The organism is Microbacterium sp. VKM Ac-2923 (assembly GCF_022815605.1).
Taxonomy (GTDB): Bacteria; Actinomycetota; Actinomycetes; order Actinomycetales; family Microbacteriaceae; genus Microbacterium.
The window spans coordinates 336,564-362,450 of record NZ_JALGRP010000004.1; the positions used below are offsets into that span (position 1 = coordinate 336,564).

The following is a 25,887-nucleotide window of genomic DNA, read 5'->3' on the forward strand; positions in this document are numbered from 1 at the left end:
AGTCAGCATGAGCCGCCGGGACAACGTTGTCAAGTCACAGATCCATTGCGAATGACATCGATGTCGAGGCCGAGCTCCCACGCCGCCCCCGCGGCGAGCTCGCGCAGGAGTCCCGCCGCGCGGGCGTCAGCACGCCCGAGGATCGTCGCCGCCGTCGCCGGCTCCACGCCGAGCACGACACCGCCCTCCTGCGCCACCCGCCACTGGAACATCCCCGGCAGCATCGCGGTGTCGAACGAGATCCGGATGCCGAACCCCGAGGGCGCGACCACCTCGGCGTGCACGCGACGGTCGGTCGGCAGCCCGTGCACGAACACCTGCTCGGGGTAGTGCGCGACCGGAGCCGGGAACTCGGCCCACGACGCCAGACCGGCCTCGGCCTCCGCGTCGCGTGCGCTCACCCGCTCCGCCGGCGAGCGCAGCACGGTGCCGCGGTCCACCAGCGGCCACCCGAGGTTGACGTGGTAGAGCACCATGGGCTCGACCGGACGCGAGCCGCGGTTCACGATCTCGTCGCGCAGTTCGATCCGCCCCGCCCCGAACGGCAGGCGCACACGCCGCCGCACTTCGAGGTGCGCGCCGAGCACGGTGGCCTCCACGATCGTCGCCTCCACGACCACGGCGTCGTCGACGACCTCCGCCCGGGTGACGGATGCCGCGAGCCCGCTGTACCGCCCGTGCTGCGGGTGCTCCCCCTCGGCGTCGACCGAGGGCGGTCCGAACGACAGGAGCCCGCAGGTCGTGACGAGGCCGCCGCCGAACGAGGACACGAAGCCTCCGGCGCCCTGCCGTGGCCACCCCGTCGGCGACACCCAGGCCAGCGGCACCCCGCGGTGACGCACCTGCCCGATGTCGAGCCCGCGGTCGGGAAGCAGCTCGACCTCGAGCTCGCCCGCGATCAGCCGCAGACGCCGGGTGCCGGCATCCGGTCCGTCGGTGCGCACCGACGCCTCCACGCTCGCCACCTGCGCGAGCGAACCCGTGCGCCTGCGCACCTCGTCGATCGTCGATCCGTACAGCTCGCCCATGAGCCCCGCCTTCCTCGCCGTTGCGCGGCTCACGCTAGCAGTGATTGACAACGTTGTCTCGGGACCCGCATACTGACCGTCGAGCGCAGAGCAGCGCCTCGACACCGACCTCTCGGAGACCCACACCCCATGTCGAAACCCCGCCTCCACCGCCTCTTCAACGCGAAATCCGGCCGCGCGCTCGACGTCGCCGTCGACCACGGCGCGTTCCACGAGCACAACTTCCTCACCGGCATCGAGGACATGGCGAAAACCGTCGCGACCCTCGTCGACGCCGGCCCCGACGCCGTTCAGCTCACCCTCGGCCAGGCACCGCTGCTCCAGTCGGTCCCCGGCAAGCACAAGCCCGGACTGGTGCTGCGCACCGACATCGCCAACGTCTACGGCGATCCGCTCGAGTCGCCCCTGCACAGCATCCACGTCCCGGATGCCATCGAGGTCGCCGTCCGCCTCGACGCAGTCGCCGTGTGCGTGAACCTGCTCGACCTGCCCGGCGAGCCGCAGGTGCGCGAGCAGTGCATCCGCTCGATCCTCGCGCTCCGCGCCGACGCCGAGCGCTACGGGATGCCGCTGATGATCGAGCCGCTGGTCATGCAGACCAGGCCCGGCACCGGCGGCTACGGGGTCGACGGCGACACCGCCAAGATCGTCACCCTCGTCCGTCAGGCACGCGAGCTCGGCGCCGATCTCATCAAGGCCGACCCCACCGACGACATCACCGAGTACCACCGGGTCATTCAGGCGGCGGGCGACACCCCGCTCCTCGTCCGCGGCGGGGGCCGTGTCGACGACCGCACGCTCCTCGAGCGCACCCGGGCCGTGCTCGAGCAGGGCGCGCGCGGGATCGTCTACGGCCGCAACGTCATCCAGCACCACGACCCGGCCGGCATCACCGCGGCGCTCATGGCGGTCGTCCACGACGACGCCTCGGTCGACGACGCCCTCGCCCTCATCGGCGGTGCCGCGTGAGCCCGCTCGGCGTCGCGGCATCCGGCTACCCCACCGCGCGAGCCCGCACCGTCGCCCCCGCGACCCGAGAAGGAGAACAGGCATGACCGGCAAGAAGGTCGGAATCGGCATCATCGGCGGCGGCCTCATGGGCCGCGAGATCGCCGCAGCTCTCCGCCGCTGGCCGGCGCTCATCGACCACCCGGTCGAGCCCGAGCTCGTCGCCGTGTGCGACATCAACCCGGCCGCCCTCGAATTCTTCGAGCGCATCGACACGGTGCAGCTGACCACCACCGACCACCACGAGTTGCTCGCCGACCCCCGCGTCGACGTCGTCTACATCGCGGTGCGCCACGACCTGCACGAGCGGCTGTACGTCGACACCATCCGCGCGGGCAAGGCGCTGCTGGCCGAGAAGCCGTTCGGCATCGACCGCGCCGCAGCCGATGCGGTCGTCGCGGCCATCGACGAGACGCCCGAGTCGTTCGTGCGCGTCTCGAGCGAGATGCCGTTCTTCCCCGGCGCGCAGGCAGCCGTCGACTACGTGCGCGCAGGAGGCCTCGGCCGCATCGTCGAGGCGAAGTGCACCTTCCTCCACGCCAGCGACATCGACGTGAACAAGCCGCTCAACTGGAAGCGACAGAAGCAGTTCTGCGGCGACGCGGGAGTGCTCAACGACCTCGGCATGCACACTTGGCACGTGCCGCTGCGCCTGGGCTGGGCGCCCGAGAAGGTCGTCGGCATCCTGCAGGACGTCGTCACCGAACGCCCCGGCCCCGATGGGACGCTCCAGCCCTGCGACACGTGGGACAACGCCGTCATCCACTCGTGGGCGCGGCACGAGGGCGACCCCTTCCCACTGACCACCGAGACCAAGCGGATCGCCCCGGGACAGAAGAACACGTGGGAGTTCGAGGCCATCGGCATGTCGGGCGGGGTGCGCTTCAGCACGAAGAACCCCAAGCAGGTCGAGGTGTTCGCCTTCATCGACGTGCCCGGGGTCGGCCGCGAGCAGAGCTGGCAGAGCATCGACGCCGGCAGCCAGTCGGTGTGGCCGACGGTGACGGGGCCGAACTTCGAGTCCGGGTTCTCGGATGCCATCCTGCAGATGTGGGCGGCCTTCCTCGCCGAGTACGTGGGCGAGCTGGGCGAGGGCTTCGGCTGCGTCCGCCCCGAGGAGGCCGCGCTCACGCACCGCCTCTTCGCCGCCGCGATCGCCTCGCACGAGACCGGGACCTTCGTCGTCCCCGAGCTCTGATCGATCTCGCGGGTGCGCCGACGGCGGTCGACGCACCCCACGGCTGACGCCCCTTCCGGGTTTGGGGCGCGATCGGCGCTTCGGGGCGCGCGACGGCCGCCCCGAACGGCCGAACGCGCCCCGAACCGAAAACACGACACCTTCCCGCGCGGGGCGCCGAACCTGCACCCTCCCCGCGGATGTGTCCTCGGGTTTCTCCCGTATCCCGCTCCCCTCCCTATGCTCAGACGGAGGCCGCGCCCGACGGCATCCGAGGAGACGCATGCGCAAGACCGGCCGGCCCACGATGATCGACGTCGCCGCCGACGCCGGTGTGAGCCTCAAGACCGTCTCGCGCGTCATCAACGGCGAACCCAACGTCGACCCGGGCATGGCGGAACGAGTCGTCGCCTCCGTCCAGCGCCTGGGCTACCACCGCAACGCCCTCGCCGCGAGCTTGCGCTCCGGCAGCCGCGACACGATCGGGTTCATCGCCGCCGACCTGTCGAACACCTTCTACGTGGCCGTGGCCGCGGCCGTCTCCGCGGTCGCCGCGCGCGACCGGCTGCACCTCGTCATGGCATCCAGCGAAGAGGATGCCGACACCGAGCGTTCGCTCGCGCTGGATCTCTGCCAGCGCCAGGTGGGCGGTCTCATCGTGGTCCCCACGGCCGACGATCACTCCTACCTCGCCCGCGAGGTCGAGTTGGGCACCCCGGTCGTGTTCCTCGACCGCCCCGGAAGCGGCATCCCCGCCGATGCCATCCTGCTCGACAACAGCGGGGGCGCGCGTGCGGCCGTCGCCGAGCTGCTCGCCGCCGGACACCGCCGAATCGCGATCCTGCTCGATCGGCGCAGCATCTACACGATGTCGCAGCGGTGGGCGGGCGTCGAAGAAGCCTTCGCCGCCGCCGGTCGCACTCCCGATCCCGCGCTGGTGATCGACGGGCTTCACACCCCGGCGATGGCCCGCGATGCGATGGAGCGACTCCTCGACGCCGACGACGCCCCCACGGCCGTCTTCTGCGCGAACAACCGCGTCACCATCGGGGCCCTCGAGGCCATCCTGCTGCGCGGCGCCGAGGTCGCCGTGGCGGGCTTCGACGACTTCGAGCTGTCGCGACTGCTGCCGCGCCGCATCCGCATCGTCGACTACGACGTCGCCGATCTCGGCACGCGCGCCGCCGAGATCCTGCTGGCACGGGCCGTCGTCCCGGCGACCGGCTCGCAGACCCACCTCGTCCCGACGCGGCTCGTCTCCCGAGGCGGCATCCGCTGATCGCTTCGGGGCTGGTGAGAACCAGCCCACCCACGGGTGATTCCACGCCACGACGCGGGAGCTTTCCGGCGATCGCCCCGCGAGCGACCCTCGGGAGGCGTCGAGACTGAGAGGTCACCCGCCGTCTCACCGAGGTCCCGAATGCCCAGTCCCGCCCCGCCCGGTCACGGGTGGATCCCCATCGCCTACGGCGCGCTCGACATTCGCGGCTCGGCGGATTTCTCCGGCGACGCCACCGTGCTCGTGGTTCCGACGCATCCCGGCGAGGCGATCTGCCTGGTCGGCGAGGGCGCTGCCCTCTGGCTGCGCCTCGTCGCCGACGCCCCCGCGGCACCGGAGGGCTTCACCCCCGACGAGAACGAGATCCTGGCGCACTTCCGCGACGTCGGCTTGGTCGCCCGAGCGGCATCGCACCCCGCGCAGGTCGCAGACCTGCGCCCCCCGACCCTCTCGTCGGCGCTGCACGAAATGGTCTACGCCCTCGTCGCGGGTGTGGCCGCGAGCCGCGGCATCCCGTGCGTGTTCATCAAGGGACCGGCCCTGCGCGTCCAGGGGCTGCGGGAGCGCGAGCACTCCGGCGACGTCGACCTCTGGTGCGACCCCGCGCGCATCGACGAGCTGGTCGAGGCGCTGATCCCGTGGGGATGGCACCGCGCTCCCGACCCATGGGTCGGCACGACGATCCACCACACCGTGACGCTGGTGCCCGACCGGTGGGGGTGCGAGATCGACGTGCATCGACGCCTGCCCGGGCTCGCGCTCGGTGACGAGCGGGCCTTCGCCCTCGTGCATCGCGATGCCGTCCCGATGCGCTTCGGGGCCGTCGACGTCCTCGTCCCCGCTCCCGCGACGCACGCCGTGCTCGCCGCTCTGCACGCGGTGCGTCCCCTGATCGGAGCCGGTCCACGCACCGCCCAGGCCTCCGCCTCCGCGCGCGCCTTCCTCTCCCGCGCCGAGGGCAGCGTCACCCGGGCGCGCGAACTCGGCGCCGCCCCGGCGCTGCGCGACGAGCTCGAAACCCTCGCCGGACCCGGCGTCCTCGGGGCGGATGCCACGGGCACCCCGCACGATTGGGTGTGGCGGCAGCAGCCCGACCACGTCCGGGCGTACTGGATGGCGATGCGCGCGGTGTCCTGGCCGGTGCGCGCGCGGCTGATCGTGCGATTCCTCTGGCCGCCCGACGATGTCGCACTCGCCTCAGCCCGCCACGCGGGCCACTCCCCGACGACCCCGCGGCGAGCGCGGTGGATGCGTCTGCGGCGCGGTCTCGGCGATTGGTTACGGAAGCGGCGCTGAGCAGCGCACCTCGACGGCGCCCAGGTGACAACCGCCGGCCGAGGGGCGAAGCCGATGGTGAAGCCTCGCGGCGCGCCGAGGCCCGGTCTCGACATCCCTCGCCCGCGGCGGGACGGGCCCCCGGCGCGCGCCGGGCGTCCCTCACCCCGCTCGTCGGGAAACCACCGCGTCCGGTCGCCGTTCCCGCGCCAGGCATCGTCGAGCACTCGGAGTCTCGAGCGGGCAGCCGGCGCGCTCCTCCGATCGGCGACCCGTGACACCCACCCCCGCGCGGTTCGTCTCCCCCGAGAGGATCCGATGCCTGCGACCGCCCGTCCTCGTGGTCCCCTCTGATGGCGCGCTGCCTGGTCGTCGGGGCGAACGGCTTCCTCGGTTCGCGCCTGACCGATGCCCTCGCCGGGGCCGGCCACCGGGTCACGGCCTTCGACCGGTTCAGTCGCGGCACGCGCGCGTTCTCGGCACCCGACGTGGTGAGCGTCGCCGGCGACTTCCTCAACGTCGCCGATCTGGCCGCCGCGATCGACGGACAGGAGTACGTCTTCCACTTCCTGTCCACCACCACCCCGGCCACGGTCGACGGCGATCCGACCATCGACCTGCGCACCAACGTCAGCCAGAGCATCGAGCTGCTGGCCCTGTGCGCGAGGGCTCGGATTCGACGCCTCTTCTACGCCTCGAGCGGAGGGGCCATCTACGGCCCGCAGCCCCGGCCCACCTTCTCGGAGACGGCGCCTCTGGCGCCCGTGTCGCCATACGGCATCGGAAAGCTCACCGTCGAGCGCTACCTCGACTACTACGCCGCGACCGAGGGTCTGTCCGCCGTCGCCCTGCGCATCTCGAACCCGTACGGCGCCAACCCGAATCCGTCGAAGCGCCAGGGCATCATCCCTCTCACCCTCAATCGCATCCAGCAGGGCGAGCCCGTCGTGCGGATGGGTGACGGATCGATGATCCGCGACTACATCCACGTCGACGACCTCGTCCGACGCATCCTGCGGATGGTGGATGCCGCACCCCGGTACCGCGCCTACAACCTCGGCAGCGGGCGGGGCACGTCCGTCTGCGAGGTGCTCGACACCGTGCGACGTGTGGTGGGGCGCGAGTTCCCCGTGCGCACCGTTCCCAAACCGGCGACCTTCGTCGACCAGGTCGTCCTCGACGTCTCCCGCTTCGTCGACGAGTACGGCGATGACGACGACCTGTCCCTCACCGAGGGCATCACCCGCACCTGGATGGAGATGACGAAGGCATGATGCGCGTCCTGCACGTGACCGAGGCGATGGGAAGCGGCGTCCTGAGCGTCGTCGACAGCATCTCGCGCCGACAAGCCGAGGCCGGCGCCGAGGTGCGCGTGCTGTTCGTCCCGCGGCCCGAGACGCCGTCCGACGAGGCGCTGCGCGCCCGATTCCACCCGGGGGTCGAACTCACCCGAGTCTCGACCGGCGGACGGGTGGGCGACCTCATCGCCCTCCGCCGCGTCCTGAGAGGGGGCGACGACGCCGACGTCATCCACGCGCACTCGAGCTTCGCGGGGGCGATCGTCCGCCACGCCGTCCGGCGACGCCGTGACCCGCGAACGGTCTACTACTCCCCCCACGGCTTCGCGTTCCTGCGCCTCGACCTCCCTCCCGCGGCACGCGTCGCGCTCCGCGCCGTCGAGCGCCACCTGGCCCGCCACTCCACCCTCATCCTCACGTCGCCGTCGGAGTTCGCCGTGGCGCAGTCCGCGCTCGCCCCGCCCCGCGCGCACCTGCTGCAGACGGGGGTCACCTCCGAGACCGTCGCGCGGCGTCCCCGGCGCTCCGATCCCGGGCGGCGGCCCGTCGTGGGCATGGTCGGTCGCGTCACCTACCAGAAGGCGCCCTGGCGCTTCGCCGCCGCCGCCCGCGCCCTCGACGATCGCGCCGACTTCGTCTGGATCGGGGGAGGGACCGCGGACGACGAGACGCGATGGTTCGCCGATGCCCCGGTCCGCGTGACCGGGTGGGTCTCCCCCGCCGAGCTCGCCGCGCTGATCGACGATCTCGACGTGCTGCTGTTCCCGTCGCTGTGGGAGGGCATGTCCCTCTCCCTCATCCAGGCGCAGGCTCAGGGCCTGCCCGCCGTGGTCTCCGATGTCGTCGGCAACCGCGACACGGTCGACGACGGGGTCACCGGGTTCGTCCGCGGCACCGACGACGAACTCGTCGCCGCGACCGCGCGCTTACTCGGGGACGCGGGCCTGCGCGAGCGCATGTCCGCGGCCGCGCTCACCTGGGCGCGACGCGCGCTCACCGACGACCGGGTCGGCCAAGATTCACTCGCCCTGTACGCCACCGCCCTCGCTCCGCGAGAGGGATCCACCCGATGACCATCGTCAACGCCCGTTTCCTCACGCAGCGCACCACTGGCATCCAGCGCTTCGCCACCGAGATCACGCGCGAACTCCTCCTCCAGCGCCCCGACGTCACGCTGGCCGTCCCGCCGGGCCCCTTCGAGACCTCCGGCCTCGACCCCGCGCGCATCCTTCAGATCGGTCGCACCCGCGGGCACGCGTGGGAACAGGTCGACCTGCCGCTGTTCGCGCGCCGCCGACGAGAGCTGCTCCTGAACCTCGCGAGCACCGGACCGGTCTGGTATCGGCCGCAGATCTCGACCCACCACGACATCACCTACATCCGGCATCCCGAGAGCTTCGGCCGCCGCTTCCGCGCCGTCTACGGGATCGTCGTACCCCGTCTGATCGCCCACAGCGACCGTCTGCTGACGGTGAGCGAGTTCTCCCGGGGCGAGATCGCCGACCACTTTCGCATCGACCCGGCACGCTTCACGGTGATCCACAACGGCGCCGACGACCGCTTCCACCCGGGCGAGTCCATCCCCGACCGCCCGTATCTGCTGGCGGTGTCCTCGCCCAACGCGCACAAGAACTTCGCGCGCATGCTGGCGGCGTTCGCCCGCTTCGCCGAGACCCACCCCGATGTCGAGCTCCACGTGGTCGGCAGCCAGACCAACAGCTTCTCGCGGCAGCGGTACGACGCCTCCCATACCCGCGTCCGCTTCCTCGGACGCGTCGACGACGACGAACTGGCGGCGCTGTATCGCGGCGCGATCGCCTTCGTCTTCCCGTCGCTCTACGAGGGATTCGGCATCCCCCCGCTGGAGGCACAGCAGTGCGGGTGCCCCGTGATCGCGGCGCGCGCGGCCTCCATGCCCGAGGTGCTCGCCTCTTCCGCGGTCTACGTCGACCCCGACGACGACGCCGACATCGCCGACGCCATGGCGCGCGTCGTCGACGATCCGGCGCTGCGCGCCCACCTGGTCGCGGCGGGGTTGGCCAATGCCGATCGCTTCTCGTGGCGCGCCTCCGCGCAGCGGGTGTCGGCGGTGATCGACGAGGTGGAGGACGCTCGGAGGAGCCCCACCGACGGGGCATCCGGTCTCGTCAAGGCCCCGGCGACGCGTCGATCCGGTGCCTAGCGTCGGGGCATGACCTCCGATCGCGACCAGTTCACTTTCGACAACCCCGTCACCCGCTACGCGCGCGTCGAGCCGCCCGTCCAGCACCAGCCCGAGCCCGGTGTGCAGGCCGATATGACGCCGGTTCCCGACCTGGGCGAGAAGACCTATCGCGGCCTCGGCCGTCTCGAGGGACGCAAGGCCCTCATCACCGGGGGCGACTCCGGCATCGGCGGCGCCGTGGCGATCGCGTTCGCCCGGGAGGGCGCAGACGTGGCCATCGTGCATCTGCCCGACGAACAACGCGATGCCGACCACATCCTCACCCAGATCCGGGATGCCGGGCGAACCGGCGTCTCCATCGCGCTCGACATCACCGAGCCCGCCGCGTGCCGCGAACTCGTCGCCCGTGCGGCGGAGGCGTTGGGCGGTCTCGACATCGTCGTGAACAACGCCGGTAAGCAGGTAATGGTCGAGAAGGTGGAAGACCTCTCCGACGAGCAGTTCGAGCTGACCTTCCGCACGAACGTCTTCGCGCCGTTCTGGATCACGAAGGCGGCACTCGCGCACCTCCCCGAGGGTGGCACGATCATCAACACCGCCTCGCTCGAGGCGTACGTCCCCGCCCCCGACCGCCTCGACTACGCCGCGACCAAAGCGGCCATCAACAATCTGTCGAAGGGGCTCGCGCAGCAGCTCGCCTCGCGCGGCATCCGCGTCAATGTCGTCGCCCCCGGACCCACCTGGTCGGCGCTGCAGGTGAGCCAGGGCGTCTCCGACGACCAGATGGAGCACTTCGACGACGAGAGCACCTACCAGCGGGCGGGCCAGCCGGCCGAGATCGCCCCGGCTTTCGTGTTCCTGGCCTCGGCGGAATCGAGCTACGTCTCGGGCGAGACGCTGAACGTCAACGGCGGCATGGTCACCCCCTGATCCTGTTCGCGCGATCGCCCCGGACCGCCCAGCGCGGTCCGGGGCGTTCCCGTGTCGGCGGGGCGCGCGCGACCTCGCCGTCGTGCGTCGGGCCCGTGCGGGGGCCCGTCGTCCGCCCGACCCCACCGGTGCGGCCTCGCCCTTGCGCAAAACCTCTCCCACCGCAAGCGACCCGTTCCCGTCGTGCGCGTAAGCGAGCGTGAGGACATGCCCTCCGAGAACGTCACCGCCCCGGGCGGGGCGCCCGTCACCCTGTTCATGCTGCATGCGCTCGGCGCGAGCGCCGGATCCTTCGATCGCATCGCGGGACGTCTCGACGGCCGGGTGCGCGTCGAGGGCATCGATCTCCCCGGTTTCGGCTCGCTCGCATCGGCCTCCGACTTCTCGCTCGACGCGACGGTCGACCACGTCGTCACCCACCTCTCCCGCCACGCGCGCGGACGCTGGTTGATCGGCGGACACAGCATGGGCGGCAAGATCGCCGCCCTCGTGGCATCCCGGATCCTGCGCGGGGACGCGCCGCTCGTCGGGCTCGCCGGCACGGTGCTGATGGCGCCGTCGCCCCCGCGACCCGAGCCGATGGACGAGGAACGCCGCGAGCGGATGCTGTCCTGGGTGAACGACGGGCCTCTCTCGGCAGACGATGCCGAGACCTTCATCGACCAGAACACCGCCGAGTCCCTCGACGCCGAGGCCCACCGCAGCGCCGTGGCGGACCTGCGACGCACCTCCCCGGCTGCGTGGCGCGCGTGGCTGGAGACCGGCAGCCGCGTCGACGCCACCGCCGCGGTCGGGACACTCGACCTGCCGGTCCTCGTGCTGGCGGGTGCCGACGATGCCGACCTGGGCGCGAGCTCCCAGCCCGGGCTGCTGGCCTCCGTGTACCCCCGCGCCCGCTTCGTGTCGCTCGACGACACCGGGCACATGATCCCCTTCGAACGCGACGCTGAGGCGGCCGAGGCCATCGCCCGTTTCGTCGACGACGAGGTGCTCTCCGGCCCCGTCGTGCCCGCCGACTGGGCGGCGCTCATCGCGGGCGACCGCGTGGACGCCCGCGTGCGCGGCATCCTGAATCTCCGTGCGCTTCCGGACGACCGGGGCTACGCCCCTGCGGTGCTCGACGTCGCGCAGCTGACGCTGCTCCGCGAGATCGCCGACCTCGTCGTGCCGCAGGACGGGCACCCGATCGACATCGCCGCCCGCGTCGATGCGCAGCTGGCGCGTGGAGAGGGCGACGGGTGGCGGAACGCCGACCTTCCGACCGATCCCGAGGCCTACCGCGCCGGGCTCGACACTCTCGCGACCGTGTGGCCGACCGACCCCGCCGAACGCGCGGAGGTGCTGCGCGGCGCGATCGAGGGGACGACGCAAGCCACCGGCCCCTTCGACGCCGCTCGCCTCGCCACCTGGCTCGAAGACGTCCGTAACGACCTCGTCCGCCAATGGCTCGCGCACCCCGCGAGCATGGCGCGCGTCGGTTACGACGGATTCGCCACCGGCGGCAGCCCGATGCGGGGATACGTGGAGTTGCGTCTCGGCCGGCGCGAAGAGTGGGAGCCCGCCGGTGTCGGCGGCTCGATCGCGACGGGAGACGCAGCATGAACCTCGAGGCGATGCGCACGTTCGGAACGGATGACGTCGTCGACGTCGTGGTGGTCGGAACCGGAGCCGGAGGGGCGCCCCTGACCGCGGAGCTCGCGAGAAAGGGCCTCAGTGTCGTCGCGCTGGAGGCGGGACGGCACTTCGCGCTCGACGATCTCACTCCGGACGAGACCGAGGCGGTCGAGATCAACTGGATGTCGGAGCGTTTGAGCGGGGGAGACGACCCGACAGCCTTCGGGCCGAACAACAGCGGCCGCGGTGTCGGCGGTTCGATGCTCCACTGGGGGGCCTTCACCCCCCGGCCCGACCGCCGTGACCTGACTCTCCGGTCGGAGTCCGGTGTGGGCCGCGACTGGCCCGTCGACCCGGACGAACTGCTGACCTACGTCGAGCGCGTCGAGGGCGACATCGGCGTCTCGGGTCCGACCCCGTACCCGTGGGATCCGTCCCGTACCTACGCGTACGCTCCGGCGAAGCGCAACGCCCCCGCGAACCTCGTCGCGAAGGGGTGCGACGCCCTCGGCATCCGGTGGGCCGACGCCCCTGCGGCCGTCCTCACCCGGGCGCGCCTACAGGACCACCACGGCGAGCGCGGCGCCTGCGTCGGCTGCGGCGCGTGCCACCAGGGCTGCCGAGTGGATGCCAAAGCCTCCACCGCGAACACCTACCTGCCCGCGGCGGTCGCCGCCGGTGCCGAGATCAGGGCCGAAGCGATGGTGCACGCGATCGAGCTCGACGCCCGTGGCCACGTCGCCGCGGTCGTCTACCGGCAGGCCGGCGTCGACGTGCGCCAGCGATGCCGGTCGCTCGTGCTCGCCGCGGGCGGGATCGAGACGCCTCGCCTGTTGCTGCACACGGGGCTGGCGAACGACAACGGCCAGGTGGGCCGCAACTTCCTCGCACACGGCGCGACGCAGGTGTGGGGCCGGTTCGATGAGCCGGTGCGCGGGCACCGGGGGTACCCGTCGTCGCTCATCAGCGAGGACATGATGCGTCCGGCCGACGCCGACTTCGCCGGCGGCTATCTCGTGCAGAGCCTTGGCGTGATGCCCCTGACCTTCGCGACGACGCTCGTGCGCGGCGGGGGCCTGTGGGGTCCGGAGCTGATGCAGCGGCTCGATCAGTCGCGGTTCATGGCGGGGATCGGTGTCAACGCCGAGTGCCTCCCCTCTGATGACAACCGCCTCGAGCTGGCCTCCGAAACCGACGAGTTCGGCATCCCCCGGGCTCGGGTGACGTTCAGCGCGGGCGAGAACGAGAAGGCTCTCGACCGGCACGCCACGGCCTTCATGCTGCGGGTGATGGAGGCCGCGGGCGCCCGCGAGACGATGGTGCTGGCCCGCACGGCTCACACGATCGGCACGTGCCGGATGTCGGCGAATCCGTCCGACGGAGTCGTGGATGCCGACGGCCGCTCGCACGAGATCCCGAACCTCTGGATCTGCGACAATTCCGTCTTCCCCTCCGCGATCGCGGCCAACCCCGCGCTGACGATCATGGCCCTGTCGCTGCGCACCGCCGACCGTTTCCTCGCCTCCGCCGCCTGACCCGCCCGCCGGGCATCGCCTGTCCGCCGAGACCCTGCGATCGGCGCGAGATCGCCACCGGCGGATGCCGGAGTACGTGGCCGTCGTCGCGATCGTGTGATCTCGGCGGCCCCTGGCTGGAGGTCCGGCCACACCGGCCGTCTGCACACGGGAGAATGGATGCCATGAAGCTCGAGCATCTCCGCCGGTTCGCCGTCCTCGCCGAGGAGCTGCACTTCCCGCGCTCGGCCGAGAAGCTCGGCATCCCCCTCGCCTCGCTGTACACGACGTTGGACAAGCTCGAGGAGGAGGTGGGTCAGCCGCTGGTCTCCCGGACGCCGCCCACGCAGCTCACGCCCGCGGGCCGTCTTCTGCTTGAAGAGGCGCACCATCGCATCGCCGACGCTCCTCCCCCCGCGCCCAAGCAGAAGGCGCCGGGCGGCGGCAAGGCCAGGGCATCCAAGGGCAAGGGTCGCGCCCCGATCGTGAAGGGCCAGCCCAAGCCCTACAAGAAGCGGCAGGGACGCTGACCTCGGCCGCCGCCATACCCGAACGCCATTCCTGCGCGGAAACACGCTGTCAGCGCGTGTCCGCGCACGACTCGCGCTCATGCATGTCGTCGGTGCCCGGGGCCGCGTGATCGGTCGGGCCCCTACAACTCGGTGACGACGCCCGCGTCGACGCGCCACCGCCGGTCGGTCTGGACGGCCACGAGCATGCGCCGATCGTGCGTGACGAGCAACAGCGTGCCGGTGTAGGACTCCAGAGCCTGCTCGAGCTGCTCGATGGCGGGTAGGTCGAGGTGGTTGGTCGGTTCGTCGAGCACGAGCACATTGACTCCGCGCGCTTGCAGCAGCGCCAGTCCCGCGCGCGTGCGCTCGCCCGGCGACAGCCCGTCCACGGGGCGTGTGACGTGGTCGGCCTTGAGCCCGAACTTCGCCAGCAGGGTGCGCACCTCGCCGGCGTTCAGCTCGGGCACGAAGCCCTCGAACGTCTCGGCCAGTGGGCGCTCCCCCACCAGCATCGAGCGGGCCTGGTCGATCTCGCCGATCTCGACGCTCGCCCCCACGCTCGCCATCCCCTCATCCGGCGTCTGACGACCCAGGATGCCACGCAGCAGCGTCGATTTCCCGGCACCGTTGGGCCCGGTGATGCCGATCCGCTCCCCCGCGTTCACCTGGAGAGAGACCGGTCCGAGGGCGAAGTCGCCCTGCCGGAAGACGGCGCCGGACAGCGTCGACACGACCGAACTCGAGCGCGATGCCGAACCGATCGTGAATTCGAGCTGCCATTCCTTGCGCGGCTCCTCCACCTCGTCGAGTCGCGCGATGCGGCTCTCCATCTGCCGGACCTTCTGCGCCTGCTTTTCGCTCGACTCCACCGACGCCTTGCGGCGGATCTTGTCGTTGTCGGGCGACTTCTTCATCGCGTTGCGCACGCCCTGACTCGACCACTCGCGTTGCGTCCGGGCGCGTGAGACGAGGTCGGCCTTGGTCTCGGCGAACGCGTCGTACTTCTCGCGCGCCTGACGGCGCACCGTGGCGCGCTCCTCAAGGTAGGCGTCGTAGCCGCCGCCGTACACCCGGTGGGCATTCTGGGCGAGGTCGAGTTCGAGGATGCGGGTGACCGAGCGCGCCAGGAACTCGCGATCGTGGCTGACGAGCACGACCCCACCCCTGAGGCCCCTCACGAACGTCTCCAGTCGCTCCAGGCCGTCGAGGTCGAGGTCGTTCGTCGGCTCGTCGAGAAGCGCAATGTCGAAGCGCGACAGCAGCAGAGCCGCCAAGCCCACCCGGGCGGCCTGTCCGCCCGAGAGGCCGGTCATGAGCGCGTCCGGCCCCACGTCGAGTCCGAGGTCGGCGAGCACCTGCGGCATCCGCTCGTCGAGGTCTGCCGCGCCGCTCGCGAGCCAGCGCTCGAGGGCCGTGGCGTACGCGTCGTCCGCTCCCACGGAGTCGGCGTCGCCGAGGGCGGTCGCGGCGGCATCCATCTCGCGAGTCGCCTCGGTGCAGCCCGTGCGCCGGGCAAGGTACGCGGCGACGGACTCGCCCTGGACGCGCTCGTGCTCCTGCGGCAACCAGCCCACGAACGCGTCCGACGGCGCCAGGGTGATGGACCCGCCCTGCGGCTCGTCGGCCCCGGCGAGCAGGCGCAGCAGTGTCGACTTGCCCGCACCGTTTGCCCCGACGACGCCGATCACGTCGCCGGGCGCCACGGTGAGGTCGACGCCCTCGAAGAGCGTGCGGTGGCCGTACCCGCCGGAGAGGTTCTGTGCGACGAGCGTGGCGGTCATCCCCTTAGTCTTCCAGTCCCAGATGCCACCTCACGGGAGTGGCGGGCCGCTGCGGCCCGCCGAGCATCGTCACGTTGGATGAATCGCGAGATCGTCAGGGCGCACACTGCGACGACCAGCACCGGTACGCAGGCCGCCAGCGCGAACGGCAGTCGTGCCCAGAAAGCGTCGTCGCTGTCGCGATACGAATGCGTTCCGCTGACCGCGAGAAACGTCCAACCGACGGCGATGAACGTTGCCGCGCTGGCGCTGATGCTCACGGCCCCCGGACGCAACCGATTGCGCACGGCGGGCGCCCGCAGGCAGACCCAGACCAGCGCGGACATCCCGCCCACGATGCCGCCCGTCGCGACGATTCCGGGCAGCCCTTCAGTCGGACTCCCGACGAAGAAAACCGTCAGCGGCGCGAGAACCGCGCCCACCGCCGCCACCAGGATCACGGCGATGTAAACCAGGGACAGCCACCACCTTCCCGGCTCATCCACGCCCGCCACCTTATTCACAGCCCCTCCGTTCTCTCGACGCTCGGCCGAAGCCGCGTCGGACGCACGACGTCGCTCACCGCGCCCGCGGGTGCGCTGTCGCGTAGACGTCGCGCAACGCGTCGATGGTGACGTGCGTGTAGATCTGCGTCGTCGCGACGGAGGCGTGTCCCAGGAGTTCCTGCACGACACGCACATCGGCGCCGCCCTGCAGAAGGTGCGTCGCGAAGGAATGCCGGAGCGTGTGCGGCGACACGTGCGATGTCAGCCCGGCCCGTTCCGCAGCGGCCTGGATGACGAGCCACGCGCTCTGTCTCGACAGTGGCGCTCCCCGCACGCCGAGGAACAGCCGGGGCGTCGCCCTTCCCTTCGCCGCGAGTGCTGGCCGCACCCGCGTCAGGTACGCCTCGACGGCGGCGCGCGCGTACGAGCCGACGGGCACGATGCGCTCCTTGTCGCCCTTTCCCCGCACCCGGAGCAGGTCGCCGTGAGCGATGTCGTCGACGTCGAGCTGCACGATCTCCGAGACCCGGGCGCCCGTGGCGTACAGCAGTTCGAGCAGAGCACGATCACGGACGGCGGCCGGCTCCGCCGCCGAGGCGTCGGATGACCCGGGCGCCGGCCCCGCGGCATCGAGGAGGTCGGCGACCTGCGCGATGGTCAAAGCCTTCGGCAGGCGGCGGGGGGCTTTGGGTGGGCGGAGGCGCCCGCTCGGGTCGGCCTCGACACGGCCCTCACGCACGAGGAAGCGATGCAGACCCCGCACCGATGACTGCAGCCGTGCGAGCGACGAGGATGCCGGCGGCGGGACCGCCGACGCGCGCTCGGCCGCGAAGTCGGCGATCAGCCCCGGCGAGACGGCTTCCACCTCGGTCACGCCGCGCGCGCCCAACCATTCGCCGTACACCGCCAGATCGCGGCGATACGCGGCCACGGTGTGATCGGAGAGCCCGCGCTCGAGCGCGACGTGGCGGAGGTAGGTCTCGACCGCGCGCCCAAGGTCCACCTCAGTGTGCGGCGGCCTCGCGACGCAGCACCTCGGCCGCGGCGAGCGCGCCGGTGGCCAGGATGCCGTTGCGCAGGCGCCCCGCGAGCACTCCGTCGATGACCTCGGCGAGCGGCGCCCGCTCGACGCGCATGTCGGACTCTTCGTGCTCCCGCTCGTAGTCGGTCTCGACCGTCCGCAGCCCGCGAGCGAGGAAGATGTGCACGACTTCGTCGTTGCCGCCGGGAGTGGTGTGCATCGAGATCAGGTGCTGCCACCGATCCGCCTCAAGGTCGACCTCCTCTGTCAGCTCCCGCTTCGCCGTCTCCAGCGGCGGCTCGCCGGCGACGTCGAGGAGACCCGCCGGGATCTCCCAGTCGCGCTCCTTGATCGGGTGGCGGTACTGCTGGATGAGCACGACGTGCCCCTGGTCGTCGATCGCCACGACGGCCGCGGCCCCCGGGTGCTCGACGTACTGGCGCGTCATCTCACCGTCGCCGTAGCGCACGGTGTCGCTACGGACGTCCCACACCGCCCCCTCGTAGACGAGGTCGCTCGAGACGACCTCGAGGTCGACGCATTCGTCGCGCAACCGCTCCACGTCAGTCCTCCTCGACGTCGAACAGTTCGCTCGAACGGTGCCGATCGAGGGCTGCCGCCACCAGGCCGCGGAACAGCGGGTGCGGCTCGGTCGGACGCGAGCGCAGCTCGGGGTGCGCCTGGGTCGCGATGTAGTACGGGTGCACATCGCGCGGCAGCTCGACGAACTCGACGAGGTCGAGGTCGGGGTTCACGCCCGAGAACACCAGGCCCGCGTCGCTCAGCTGCTGTCGGTAGGCGTTGTTGACCTCGTAGCGGTGACGGTGCCGCTCGGAGATGCGGTTGGCGGCGTAGACCTCCGCGGCGACGGAACCCTCGGCGAGGTCGGCCGGGTAGAGGCCCAGGCGCATGGTGCCGCCCAGATCGCCGCTCTCGAGGATGTCGACCTGCTCCGCCATTGTCGCCACGACCGGGTGAGCGGTGTCGGGATCGAACTCGCTCGAGGAGGCATCCTCGAGACCCGCCATCGTGCGGGCGTACTCGATGACCATGCACTGCAGACCGAGGCAGATACCCAGCGTGGGGATGCCCTGCTCGCGGGCGAAACGGAGGGCTCCGAGCTTGCCCTCGATGCCGCGGATGCCGAAACCGCCGGGCACGATGACGCCGTCGACCGCGCCCAGCGCCTTGGCGGCGCCCTCGGGCGTCTCGCACTGGTCGGAGGGGATCCACGTGATCGTCACGTGCGTCTCCTGGCCGAACCCGCCGGCCTTGATCGCCTCGGTCACCGAGAGGTACGCGTCGGGCAGGTCGATGTACTTGCCGACGAGTCCGATGGTGACCTCGTGCTTGGGGTTGTGCACCGCCTGCAGCACGCGCTGCCAGCGCGACCAGTCGACGTCGGCCGCGTTGTCGAGGTCGAGCGCGTCGACGATGTATCCGTCGAGGCCTTGGTCGTTCAACATCGAGGGGATGTCGTAGATGCTCGGAACGTCGATCGCGTTGACCACGGCGTCTTCGTCGACGTCGCACATCAGGGCGATCTTGCGTTTGTTCGACTCGGTCACGGGCCGATCGCTGCGCAGCACCAGAGCGTCGGGCTGGATGCCGATGGACCGGAGCGTCGCGACGGAGTGCTGCGTCGGCTTGGTCTTCTGCTCGCCCGACGCGCCCATGAAGGGAACGAGCGAGACGTGAACGAAGAAGACGTTCTTCCGACCGAGCTCGTGACGGATCTGACGTGCCGACTCGATGAAGGGCTGGGACTCGATGTCGCCGACCGTTCCACCGATCTCGGTGATGATGACGTCCGGCTGCGGGCTTTCGGTGGCCTGCAGCCGCATGCGGCGCTTGATCTCGTCGGTGATGTGCGGGATGACCTGTACCGTGTCGCCCAGGTACTCGCCCCGGCGCTCGCGCGCGATGACCTGCGAGTAGATCTGGCCGGTGGTGACGTTGGCCGCCTGGCTCAGCTCGATGTCGAGAAAACGCTCGTAGTGGCCGATGTCGAGGTCGGTCTCGGCGCCGTCGTCGGTCACGAAGACCTCGCCGTGCTGGAACGGGTTCATGGTGCCCGGATCCACGTTGAGATACGGGTCGAGCTTCTGCATCACCACGCGCAGTCCGCGGGCGGTCAAAAGGTTGCCGAGGCTTGCCGCCGTCAGGCCCTTACCCAGGGAGGAGACGACTCCTCCCGTCACGAAGATGTGCTTCGTCGTGAAGATCTTGCCGTCTGAATGTCCCGCGTCCGAAGTCTGCATCACGGGCTTCGATCCTATCAGTCGTGTCGGTGGGTCGTCTCGCAGTCTCCCACCACCCACCGACATCCGGGTCACCGCAGCATGACGATCGCGGGTCAGCGGACGGCGCGGCCGGTCTGCAGAAGTTCGCGGGCGTGGGTCAGCGCCGCATCCGAGTCGCTCAACCCCGACAGCAGTCGCGCCATCTCGGCCTCACGCTCCGCTCCGTCGAGCCGGCGGACACTGGATGCCGTGACCGAACCGTCGTTGCCCTTCACCACCGTCAGGTGGTTGCCGGCGAAGGCGGCGACCTGGGCGAGGTGCGTGACGGCGATGACCTGCGACGATTCGGCGAGCAGCGCGAGGCGCCGGCCCACCTCGATGGCCGCCGCTCCGCCGATCCCGGCGTCGACCTCGTCGAAGACGAACGTCGGCACGGGGTCGACGCCGGCGATGACGACTTCGATCGCGAGCATCACGCGACTGAGCTCTCCCCCGGAGGCGCCGCGCGACACGGGCCGCGGGTCGGCACCGGGGTGCGGCGCGAGCAGGATCGACACCTCGTCGCGGCCGTGCCCGGCGGGGGCTGCGGGCGCGACGTCCACGGAGAGGCGCGCGTCCGGCAGGGCCAGAGCGTGCAGCTCCTCCGTGACGGCTTCGCCCAACCGCGCGGCGGCCCCCCGACGCGCGGCGGTGAGTGCCTCGGCGCGCGCGTCGAGTTCGGCGGCGGCGGCGTCGCGCTGTGCCTGCAGACGCTCGAGACGGTCGCCGTCGTCGTCCAACTCGACCAGTCGGGCCGAGCCGGTCGCGAGCAGCGCGATCGCGCCCTCCACCGATCCGTGCGTGCGCACGAGACCGGCCAGGACACCTCGGCGCTCGTCGATCGCGGCCAGTTCGTGGGGGCCCGATTCGTCGAGATCGGCGAGGTAGCCCGACAACGCGACCGCCGCATCCGTGGCACGGTAGCCGAGGTCGGTCACCTGCTCGCCGATCACCGCGAGCGCGGCGTCGCTGCCCGCGATGCGTTCGAGGGCGCGACGCGCTTCGGCCAGCATCGAGACGATGTCGGGGCCGCCGTCATCACTCGACAGAGCCTCGTGCGCCGTGACTGCGGCGAGGCGCAGCTCCTCCGCGTTGGCGAGACGCTCGGCGCGGCGCGCGAGCTCCTCGTCCTCCCCCGCGACGGGGGCGGCCGCCTCGATCTCGGCGATGGCCGCACGCAACCGTTCGGCTTCTTGCGCGCGATCATCGCGATCGCCGGTGAGCATGGTCAGCTCGGCGTCGAGGGCGCGCCAGGTGTCCCATGCCGCGCGGTACGCGGCGCGGGCCGCCGCGACCGGGTCGCCGCCGAAACGGTCGAGGGCATCGCGCTGCGCCGACGACGATTTCAGCCGCAGTTGGTCGGACTGTCCGTGCACGACGACGAGGTCGTCCGCGAGATCGGCGAGCACACCGGCAGGTGCGGTCCGGCCTCCGACGGTCGCGCGCCCGCGGCCTTCGCTCGATACCGTGCGCGCCAGGTACAGTTCGGCGGACCCGTCGCCAACCGGCTCGACATCGCCGCCCGCCTCTCGGACCCGCGCCGCCACGGCGCCGTCCTCGGGGACGAGCCAGACGCCTTCCACTGCCGCCTGCGCCGCGCCCTTGCGGACGCTGCCCGAATCGGCCCTCTGACCGAGGAGGAGCCCGAGACCGGTGACGACCATGGTCTTTCCGGCTCCGGTCTCACCCGTGATCGCGGTGAATCCTCGCCCGATGGGGAGGGTCGCGTCGGCGATGACGCCGAGATCGCGCAGCCGCATCTCCTCGATCACGCCGCACCCCCCGGCGTGCCGCGCCAGCCCGTGACGGGCAGGCGGAACTTCCGCACCAGACGCTCGGTGAAGACGGCCGGATGCAGGCGGGCGAGACGCACCGGCCGAGAGGACCGGCGCACGACGACGCGCGCACCGGGCGGCAGGTCGTGAGAGCGCCGACCGTCGCACCAGAGGATGCCGCTTCCGCTCGTACGCTCGAGCACCTCGACGGCCACGCTCGCATCGGGCCCGACCACGAGAGGTCGCGCGAAGAGCGCGTGCGCGGAGAGGGGAACGACGGCGATGGCCTCCACCGTCGGCCAGACGATCGGTCCGCCGGCGGAGAAGTTGTACGCGGTCGAGCCGGTGGGTGTCGCGATGACCACCCCGTCGCACCCGAACGACGACAGGGGCCGACCGTCGACCGCCATGACGACCTCGAGCATCCGCTCGCGGCTCGCTTTCTCGACCGTGGCCTCGTTCAGGGCCCAGGTTTCGAAGATGACGCGGTCCTCGGCATCTTGGATCTTCACCGCGAGGGTGAGACGCTCCTCGACGGTGTAGTCCCGGGCGATCACGCGACGGACGGCGTCGTCCATATCGTCGCGCTCGATCTCGGCGAGGAAGCCGACGTGGCCCATGTTGATGCCCAGAATGGGCGCCGTTCCGCCTCGCACCAGCTCCGCCGCGCGCAGGATGGTGCCGTCGCCGCCGAGCACGATCGCCAGTTCCACCTCGGCGAGGTCGACGTCGACGCCGAGGGTCGCGACGCCCTCGAGCGAGAGACGCTCGGCGAGCTCGGGGCGATCCTCGGCCGACACCACGGGAACGGCTCCCGCCGCGCGCACTGCTGTGAGGATGCGCTCGGCTGCGTGGACGGTGTCGTCTCGACGCGCGTGGACGACGAGGAGTATTCGGCGATCGCTGGGGGTCATCGGCTTCCGGTCAGTCGGGTCACGGTGCTCTCCCATTCTGAGGGGTCGCTGCCGTGGGTGGCCGAGAACCACGCGACGTACTCCTGGTTGCCGTGGGTCCCCACGATCGGCGAGGCGATCAGACCGGCGGTGCGAAGGCCCACGTCCCACGCCGCCCACAGCACACCGTGCACCGCGTCGGAGCGCAGGGCCGGGTCTGTCACCAGTCCACCCTTGACCGCGGTGCGACCGACTTCGAACTGCGGCTTGATCAGCAGAACCACGTCGGCGTCGGGCGCCGCCGTGGCCACGACGGCGGGGAGAACGTGGGTGAGTGAAATGAAGGACAGGTCGCCCGTCACCACGCGGGGGCGCGCGCCCACGCCCGTTGCGGCGGCGAGGGAGTCGGCGGTCATGAACCGCACGTTATACCCCTCTACCGACACGACGCCGGGATCGGATGCCACGACCGTGGACAACTGCCCGTGACCGACGTCGACGGCGAGGACCGGACGCGCTCCGCGTTCGCGCAGCACCTGCGTGAACCCGCCCGTCGAGGCTCCGAGGTCGAGAGCCACCTGCGAGTCGACGGCGATCGGGAACGCGTCGAGCGCGGCGATCAGCTTATGGGCGCCGCGACTGACGTAGTGGTCGGCACCGGCCACCTCGATCGCGCGGGACTCGTCGACCTGGGTCGCGGCCTTCACGACAGGCCTGCCGTCCACGGCGACGAGGCCGTCGGCGATGAGCTGTGCGGCGTGCGAACGCGAGCGTGCGAGTCCGCGGGCGGCGAGCTCTGCGTCGAGGCGGGGACTCACGGACGCGACGCGGACTGCGTGTCGGTCGGAGCGGACGCGAGATGTCTCGCGAGTTCATCGTGCACCGCGGTGTACGCCTCTGCGCGGGCGTCGAGCGGTTGCGCCTCGATCAGGCGCAACCGGTCGATCAGCTCGGGGGCGGGATCCCCTGCAGTGCTGTGCGACATGGATGCCATGCTACGGCGTCAGCGCACGCGGAACGGGTCGGCGTACAGCTGTTCCGGCACGCGGAAGCCGAAGATCGCACGCCCCGAGTTCCAGATGGCTGCCGCTCCCGCGCGGAGCAGGTCGATCTGACGGTCCCCCTCCGACACGATGCGCAGGTCGACGCCGTCGATCTCGATGATCGCGTCGCCGACGCGCGTCCGCGCGCCCTTCACCACGGTCGCCGGGTACGGCTCGAACAGCTGGCGCAGGTCCTCCACGATGTAGTCGGGTCGCTGCGAGGCGATGGCGGCGAGCACCTGCTTCGGCCTGTCGATCCCCGTCAGCACCAGGACCGACGGCATCTCCGCGACGCGAGCGCCCTGGATGTCCGTGTCGAGGCGGTCGCCGATGAAGAGGGGCGTCCGCGCTCCTGTCCGGGCGACGGCCTCGTCAAAGATCGGGCGTTCCGGCTTTCCGGCGATCGTCGCGAGGCGGCCGACCGCGGTGTGCACGGCTGAGACGAGGGTGCCGTTGCCCGGCGCGATGCCTCGGGCCTGCGGGATGGTCCAGTCGGTGTTCGTCGCGACCCAGGGGATGCCGCCGTCTTCAATCGGCGTCGCGAGCGCGTACGCCGCCTCCGCCAACTGCGCCCAGCCCACCTCGGGGGCGAAGCCCTGGACCACAGCGGCCGGGTTGTCGTCGGCGCTGCGCGTGACGACGAAGCCGGCCTTCTCGACCTCTACGACGAGACCTTCGCCGCCGATCACGAGCAGGGTCGAGCCTGCGGGCACGAGGTCCTTCATCAGCCGCATGGCGGCCTGCGGACTCGTCGTCACATCGGACGGCTCGACACGAAGCCCCAGCGACGAGAGGTGCGCCGCCACCGACGCATCCGTCCGTGACGCGTTGTTGGTGATGTAGCCGAGCCGCTTGCCCTCGCTCTGAGCGCGGTTCAGACTGTCGACGGCGTAGGGAAGAGCGCCCGGCCCCGCGTACACCACGCCGTCGAGGTCAGCCAGAACGACGTCGATTCCGTCGAGCGGCGTCGCTTCCGGCTTGCGCCCGAAGATCACCGCTCGCCCTCGTGTTCGTCGGACTCGGACACTTCGCTCTCGGGGACTGTGGTTTCGGCGACTTCCGCCTCGACGACTTCCGTCCCGGCCTCGTCGGCGTCAGAAGAGTGGGCCGCGGGCCCCTCCAGGTCGTCGCTCGCGTTGTCGTCGGTCGCGGCGACGTTGTCCGCCTCGTCACCGTCGACGACGACGTTTGCGGAACGATCGACGTCGGTAACAGGGATGCCATCCGACGTCGCGTCCACCTCGTCTTCGTCGTCGATCAGGTCGATCTCGTCGACCACGATGACCTCGCGGTCGGCGACTCCGTATGCGGCGTCCAGGGCTTCGGAGGCGATCTGTGCACGACGCTCCCACTCGGACGCCTCGTCGTGACGACCCAGTTCCTCGAGCACGGCAGCGCGGGCAGTGAACAGCGCGGGGGTCCAGTCGAATGCACGATCCGGATCAGCCTCGGGGATATCGAGTTCCTGCAGCGCGCGCTCGGTCTGGCCGAGGTCCAGCCGGGCCCCCGACATGGCGATCGCCAGCTGAACCCGCACGGGCACCGGCAGCGTCGAGCGGTCGACCGCACGACCTTCCTCGAGGGCGCGATCGGGCCGGCCGACGCCGCGCTCACTGTCGACGATCAACGGGAGCTGATCGTCGGAGCCGGTGATGCGGCGGTGAGTGCGCAACTCCCGCAGTGCCAGCGCGAAGTCACCGACGGCGTACGCGGTGATCGCAACCGTCTCCCGCACCACGCCCACGCGGCCCGCGCTTCGGGATGCCGCCAGCGCGTGCTCGTGCGCCACCTCGGGTTCGTCATCGATCAGTCGCGCCGCCATCGCGAGGTGCCGTGCGACGTTCTCCGCGTTGTCCTTGCTCAGGGTTTTCAGCTCGTTCCGAGCGGCGCCCGGCAGATCCCAGGCGGTGATCTCCTCGGGAATTTCGGGCCCTCGCTCCCGCCGATCCTGTGGGGGACGAGTCGCGCGAGAGTCCTCTCGGCCGAATCGGCGGGGAGCTCCGGCACCGGGCCGACGGTCGCCCGACGGCCGCCGATCACCGCCACCGAACCCGCGCGAGTCACGCTCACGGCGAGGTCGGCCGGCCCCATCGCCATCCCGACGGAATGGACGGTCGCCGTCGCGACGGACGGGTCGATCACCCTCGCGCGGGGGACGGGAGTCGTTGTCCCGACGGAACGGACGGTCGCCGTCGCGACGGACGGGTCGGTCCCCGTCCCGACGAACGGGTCGATCACCGTCGCGCGGGGGACGGGAGTCATTGTCACGACGGAACGGACGGTCGCCGTCCCGGCGGACGGGTCGATCACCGTCGCGCGGGGGACGGGAGTCATTGTCACGACGGTACGGGCGATCGCCATCGCCACGGACGGGTCGGTCCCCGTCCCGACGGACGGGCCGATCCCCGTCACGCGGGGGACGGGAGTCACTGTCACGACGGAACGGACGGTCGCCGTCGCGGCGGACGGGCCGATCACCATCGCGCGGGGGACGACCAGAGCTCCCGCCGCCACCTCGGTACGGACGAGACTCGCCCGTTCGGGGTGCCCGGGCGTCGCCCTCTCGGCGAACCGGGCGCTCACCATCACGTCGTGGGGCCCGATCACCGTGCGGGGCGTGACCCTCGCCCCGGGACGACCGTCCGCCATCGGACGCACGTCCGCTCGAGCGGTCGTCGTTGCTCCTGCGATCCTTAGCGTCGTCCGACGACATGACTGTCCTTCCCGGGAAATGTGCCCGTAAATGCGAAATGGCCACCCAGCTTTGGGTGGCCATTTCGTTAGAAGAAGTCCGGCGGTGTCCTACTC

At 71.2% G+C, this 25,887-nt stretch carries 24 protein-coding genes; 11 read left to right on the forward strand and 13 right to left on the reverse strand.

What is annotated here, in order from left to right; translation table 11 throughout:
* Positions 1 to 29: 29 nt before the first annotated feature.
* On the reverse strand, positions 30 to 1,061 hold the full coding sequence (locus MT347_RS09460; RefSeq protein ID WP_243500425.1) for an aldose 1-epimerase family protein: 1,032 nt from the start codon (positions 1,059 to 1,061) through the stop codon (positions 30 to 32).
* Between the two features lie 96 nt (positions 1,062 to 1,157).
* Here MT347_RS09460 and MT347_RS09465 point away from each other — a divergent pair, with 96 nt between their 5' ends.
* The 11 genes from MT347_RS09465 to MT347_RS09515 all read left to right on the forward strand — a co-directional run bounded on the left by MT347_RS09465 (position 1,158) and on the right by MT347_RS09515 (position 13,817).
* Entirely contained in the window at positions 1,158 to 1,997 is an 840-nt protein-coding gene (locus tag MT347_RS09465) for a class I fructose-bisphosphate aldolase (protein ID WP_243500427.1), read from the forward strand.
* Between the two features lie 82 nt (positions 1,998 to 2,079).
* The gene (locus MT347_RS09470; RefSeq protein ID WP_243500429.1) at positions 2,080 to 3,234 is read left to right on the forward strand and encodes a Gfo/Idh/MocA family protein; all 1,155 of its coding nucleotides are present in this window, start codon (positions 2,080 to 2,082) and stop codon (positions 3,232 to 3,234) included.
* Between the two features lie 262 nt (positions 3,235 to 3,496).
* Complete coding sequence (locus MT347_RS09475; RefSeq protein ID WP_243500431.1) at positions 3,497 to 4,492, forward strand: LacI family DNA-binding transcriptional regulator; 996 nt, start codon at positions 3,497 to 3,499, stop codon at positions 4,490 to 4,492.
* Positions 4,493 to 4,633: 141 nt separating this feature from the next.
* The gene (locus tag MT347_RS09480) at positions 4,634 to 5,788 is read left to right on the forward strand and encodes a nucleotidyltransferase family protein (RefSeq protein ID WP_243500433.1); all 1,155 of its coding nucleotides are present in this window, start codon (positions 4,634 to 4,636) and stop codon (positions 5,786 to 5,788) included.
* Positions 5,789 to 6,120: 332 nt separating this feature from the next.
* A complete protein-coding gene (locus tag MT347_RS09485) occupies positions 6,121 to 7,041 on the forward strand; it encodes an NAD-dependent epimerase/dehydratase family protein (protein ID WP_243500435.1) in 921 nt (306 codons plus the stop codon).
* Positions 7,038 to 8,138: a glycosyltransferase family 4 protein gene (locus MT347_RS09490; protein WP_243500437.1), complete on the forward strand. Its 1,101-nt coding sequence runs from the start codon at positions 7,038 to 7,040 to the stop codon at positions 8,136 to 8,138. The genes MT347_RS09485 and MT347_RS09490 overlap by 4 nt, the downstream gene beginning before the upstream one ends.
* Positions 8,135 to 9,247, forward strand: coding sequence for a glycosyltransferase family 1 protein (locus MT347_RS09495; protein WP_243500439.1), 1,113 nt, complete (start codon positions 8,135 to 8,137; stop codon positions 9,245 to 9,247). Before MT347_RS09490 ends, MT347_RS09495 begins: the two co-directional genes overlap by 4 nt.
* A 9-nt stretch (positions 9,248 to 9,256) precedes the next feature.
* Complete coding sequence (locus tag MT347_RS09500; RefSeq protein ID WP_243500442.1) at positions 9,257 to 10,159, forward strand: SDR family oxidoreductase; 903 nt, start codon at positions 9,257 to 9,259, stop codon at positions 10,157 to 10,159.
* A gap of 207 nt (positions 10,160 to 10,366) precedes the next feature.
* A complete protein-coding gene (locus MT347_RS09505; RefSeq protein ID WP_243500444.1) occupies positions 10,367 to 11,761 on the forward strand; it encodes an alpha/beta fold hydrolase in 1,395 nt (464 codons plus the stop codon).
* Complete coding sequence (locus tag MT347_RS09510; RefSeq protein ID WP_243500446.1) at positions 11,758 to 13,308, forward strand: GMC family oxidoreductase; 1,551 nt, start codon at positions 11,758 to 11,760, stop codon at positions 13,306 to 13,308. The genes MT347_RS09505 and MT347_RS09510 overlap by 4 nt, the downstream gene beginning before the upstream one ends.
* Positions 13,309 to 13,472: 164 nt before the next feature.
* Positions 13,473 to 13,817 carry a LysR family transcriptional regulator gene (locus MT347_RS09515; RefSeq protein ID WP_243500448.1) on the forward strand — a complete coding sequence of 115 codons (345 nt, stop codon included), beginning with the start codon at positions 13,473 to 13,475 and terminating at the stop codon, positions 13,815 to 13,817.
* 122 nt (positions 13,818 to 13,939) lie between these two features.
* On the opposite strand, the gene MT347_RS09520 is transcribed toward MT347_RS09515, so the two are convergent.
* From MT347_RS09520 to MT347_RS09575, 12 genes are all read right to left on the reverse strand, one after another.
* Positions 13,940 to 15,580, reverse strand: a complete 1,641-nt coding sequence (locus MT347_RS09520; RefSeq protein ID WP_243500450.1) for an ABC-F family ATP-binding cassette domain-containing protein — start codon at positions 15,578 to 15,580, stop codon at positions 13,940 to 13,942.
* A complete protein-coding gene (locus MT347_RS09525; RefSeq protein WP_243500452.1) occupies positions 15,577 to 16,065 on the reverse strand; it encodes a hypothetical protein in 489 nt (162 codons plus the stop codon). The genes MT347_RS09520 and MT347_RS09525 overlap by 4 nt, the downstream gene beginning before the upstream one ends.
* A 73-nt stretch (positions 16,066 to 16,138) precedes the next feature.
* Positions 16,139 to 17,068, reverse strand: a complete 930-nt coding sequence (xerD, locus tag MT347_RS09530) for a site-specific tyrosine recombinase XerD (protein ID WP_243500454.1) — start codon at positions 17,066 to 17,068, stop codon at positions 16,139 to 16,141.
* Position 17,069: 1 nt separating this feature from the next.
* Positions 17,070 to 17,648, reverse strand: a complete 579-nt coding sequence (locus MT347_RS09535; RefSeq protein WP_243500456.1) for an NUDIX hydrolase — start codon at positions 17,646 to 17,648, stop codon at positions 17,070 to 17,072.
* A gap of 1 nt (position 17,649) precedes the next feature.
* Positions 17,650 to 19,347 carry a CTP synthase gene (locus MT347_RS09540; protein WP_243500503.1) on the reverse strand — a complete coding sequence of 566 codons (1,698 nt, stop codon included), beginning with the start codon at positions 19,345 to 19,347 and terminating at the stop codon, positions 17,650 to 17,652.
* A gap of 95 nt (positions 19,348 to 19,442) precedes the next feature.
* Positions 19,443 to 21,140, reverse strand: coding sequence for a DNA repair protein RecN (recN, locus tag MT347_RS09545; protein ID WP_243500458.1), 1,698 nt, complete (start codon positions 21,138 to 21,140; stop codon positions 19,443 to 19,445).
* Entirely contained in the window at positions 21,137 to 22,057 is a 921-nt protein-coding gene (locus tag MT347_RS09550) for an NAD kinase (protein ID WP_243500460.1), read from the reverse strand. Before MT347_RS09550 ends, recN begins: the two co-directional genes overlap by 4 nt.
* Entirely contained in the window at positions 22,054 to 22,854 is an 801-nt protein-coding gene (locus tag MT347_RS09555) for a TlyA family RNA methyltransferase (protein ID WP_243500462.1), read from the reverse strand. The genes MT347_RS09550 and MT347_RS09555 overlap by 4 nt, the downstream gene beginning before the upstream one ends.
* A complete protein-coding gene (locus tag MT347_RS09560; RefSeq protein ID WP_243500464.1) occupies positions 22,851 to 23,021 on the reverse strand; it encodes a hypothetical protein in 171 nt (56 codons plus the stop codon). Before MT347_RS09560 ends, MT347_RS09555 begins: the two co-directional genes overlap by 4 nt.
* 18 nt (positions 23,022 to 23,039) lie before the next feature.
* Positions 23,040 to 24,074: an HAD-IIA family hydrolase gene (locus MT347_RS09565; protein ID WP_374206524.1), complete on the reverse strand. Its 1,035-nt coding sequence runs from the start codon at positions 24,072 to 24,074 to the stop codon at positions 23,040 to 23,042.
* The gene (locus MT347_RS09570; protein WP_243500466.1) at positions 24,071 to 24,901 is read right to left on the reverse strand and encodes a hypothetical protein; all 831 of its coding nucleotides are present in this window, start codon (positions 24,899 to 24,901) and stop codon (positions 24,071 to 24,073) included. Before MT347_RS09570 ends, MT347_RS09565 begins: the two co-directional genes overlap by 4 nt.
* Positions 24,902 to 24,948: 47 nt before the next feature.
* Complete coding sequence (locus tag MT347_RS09575; protein ID WP_243500468.1) at positions 24,949 to 25,728, reverse strand: hypothetical protein; 780 nt, start codon at positions 25,726 to 25,728, stop codon at positions 24,949 to 24,951.
* Positions 25,729 to 25,887: the final 159 nt, after the last annotated feature.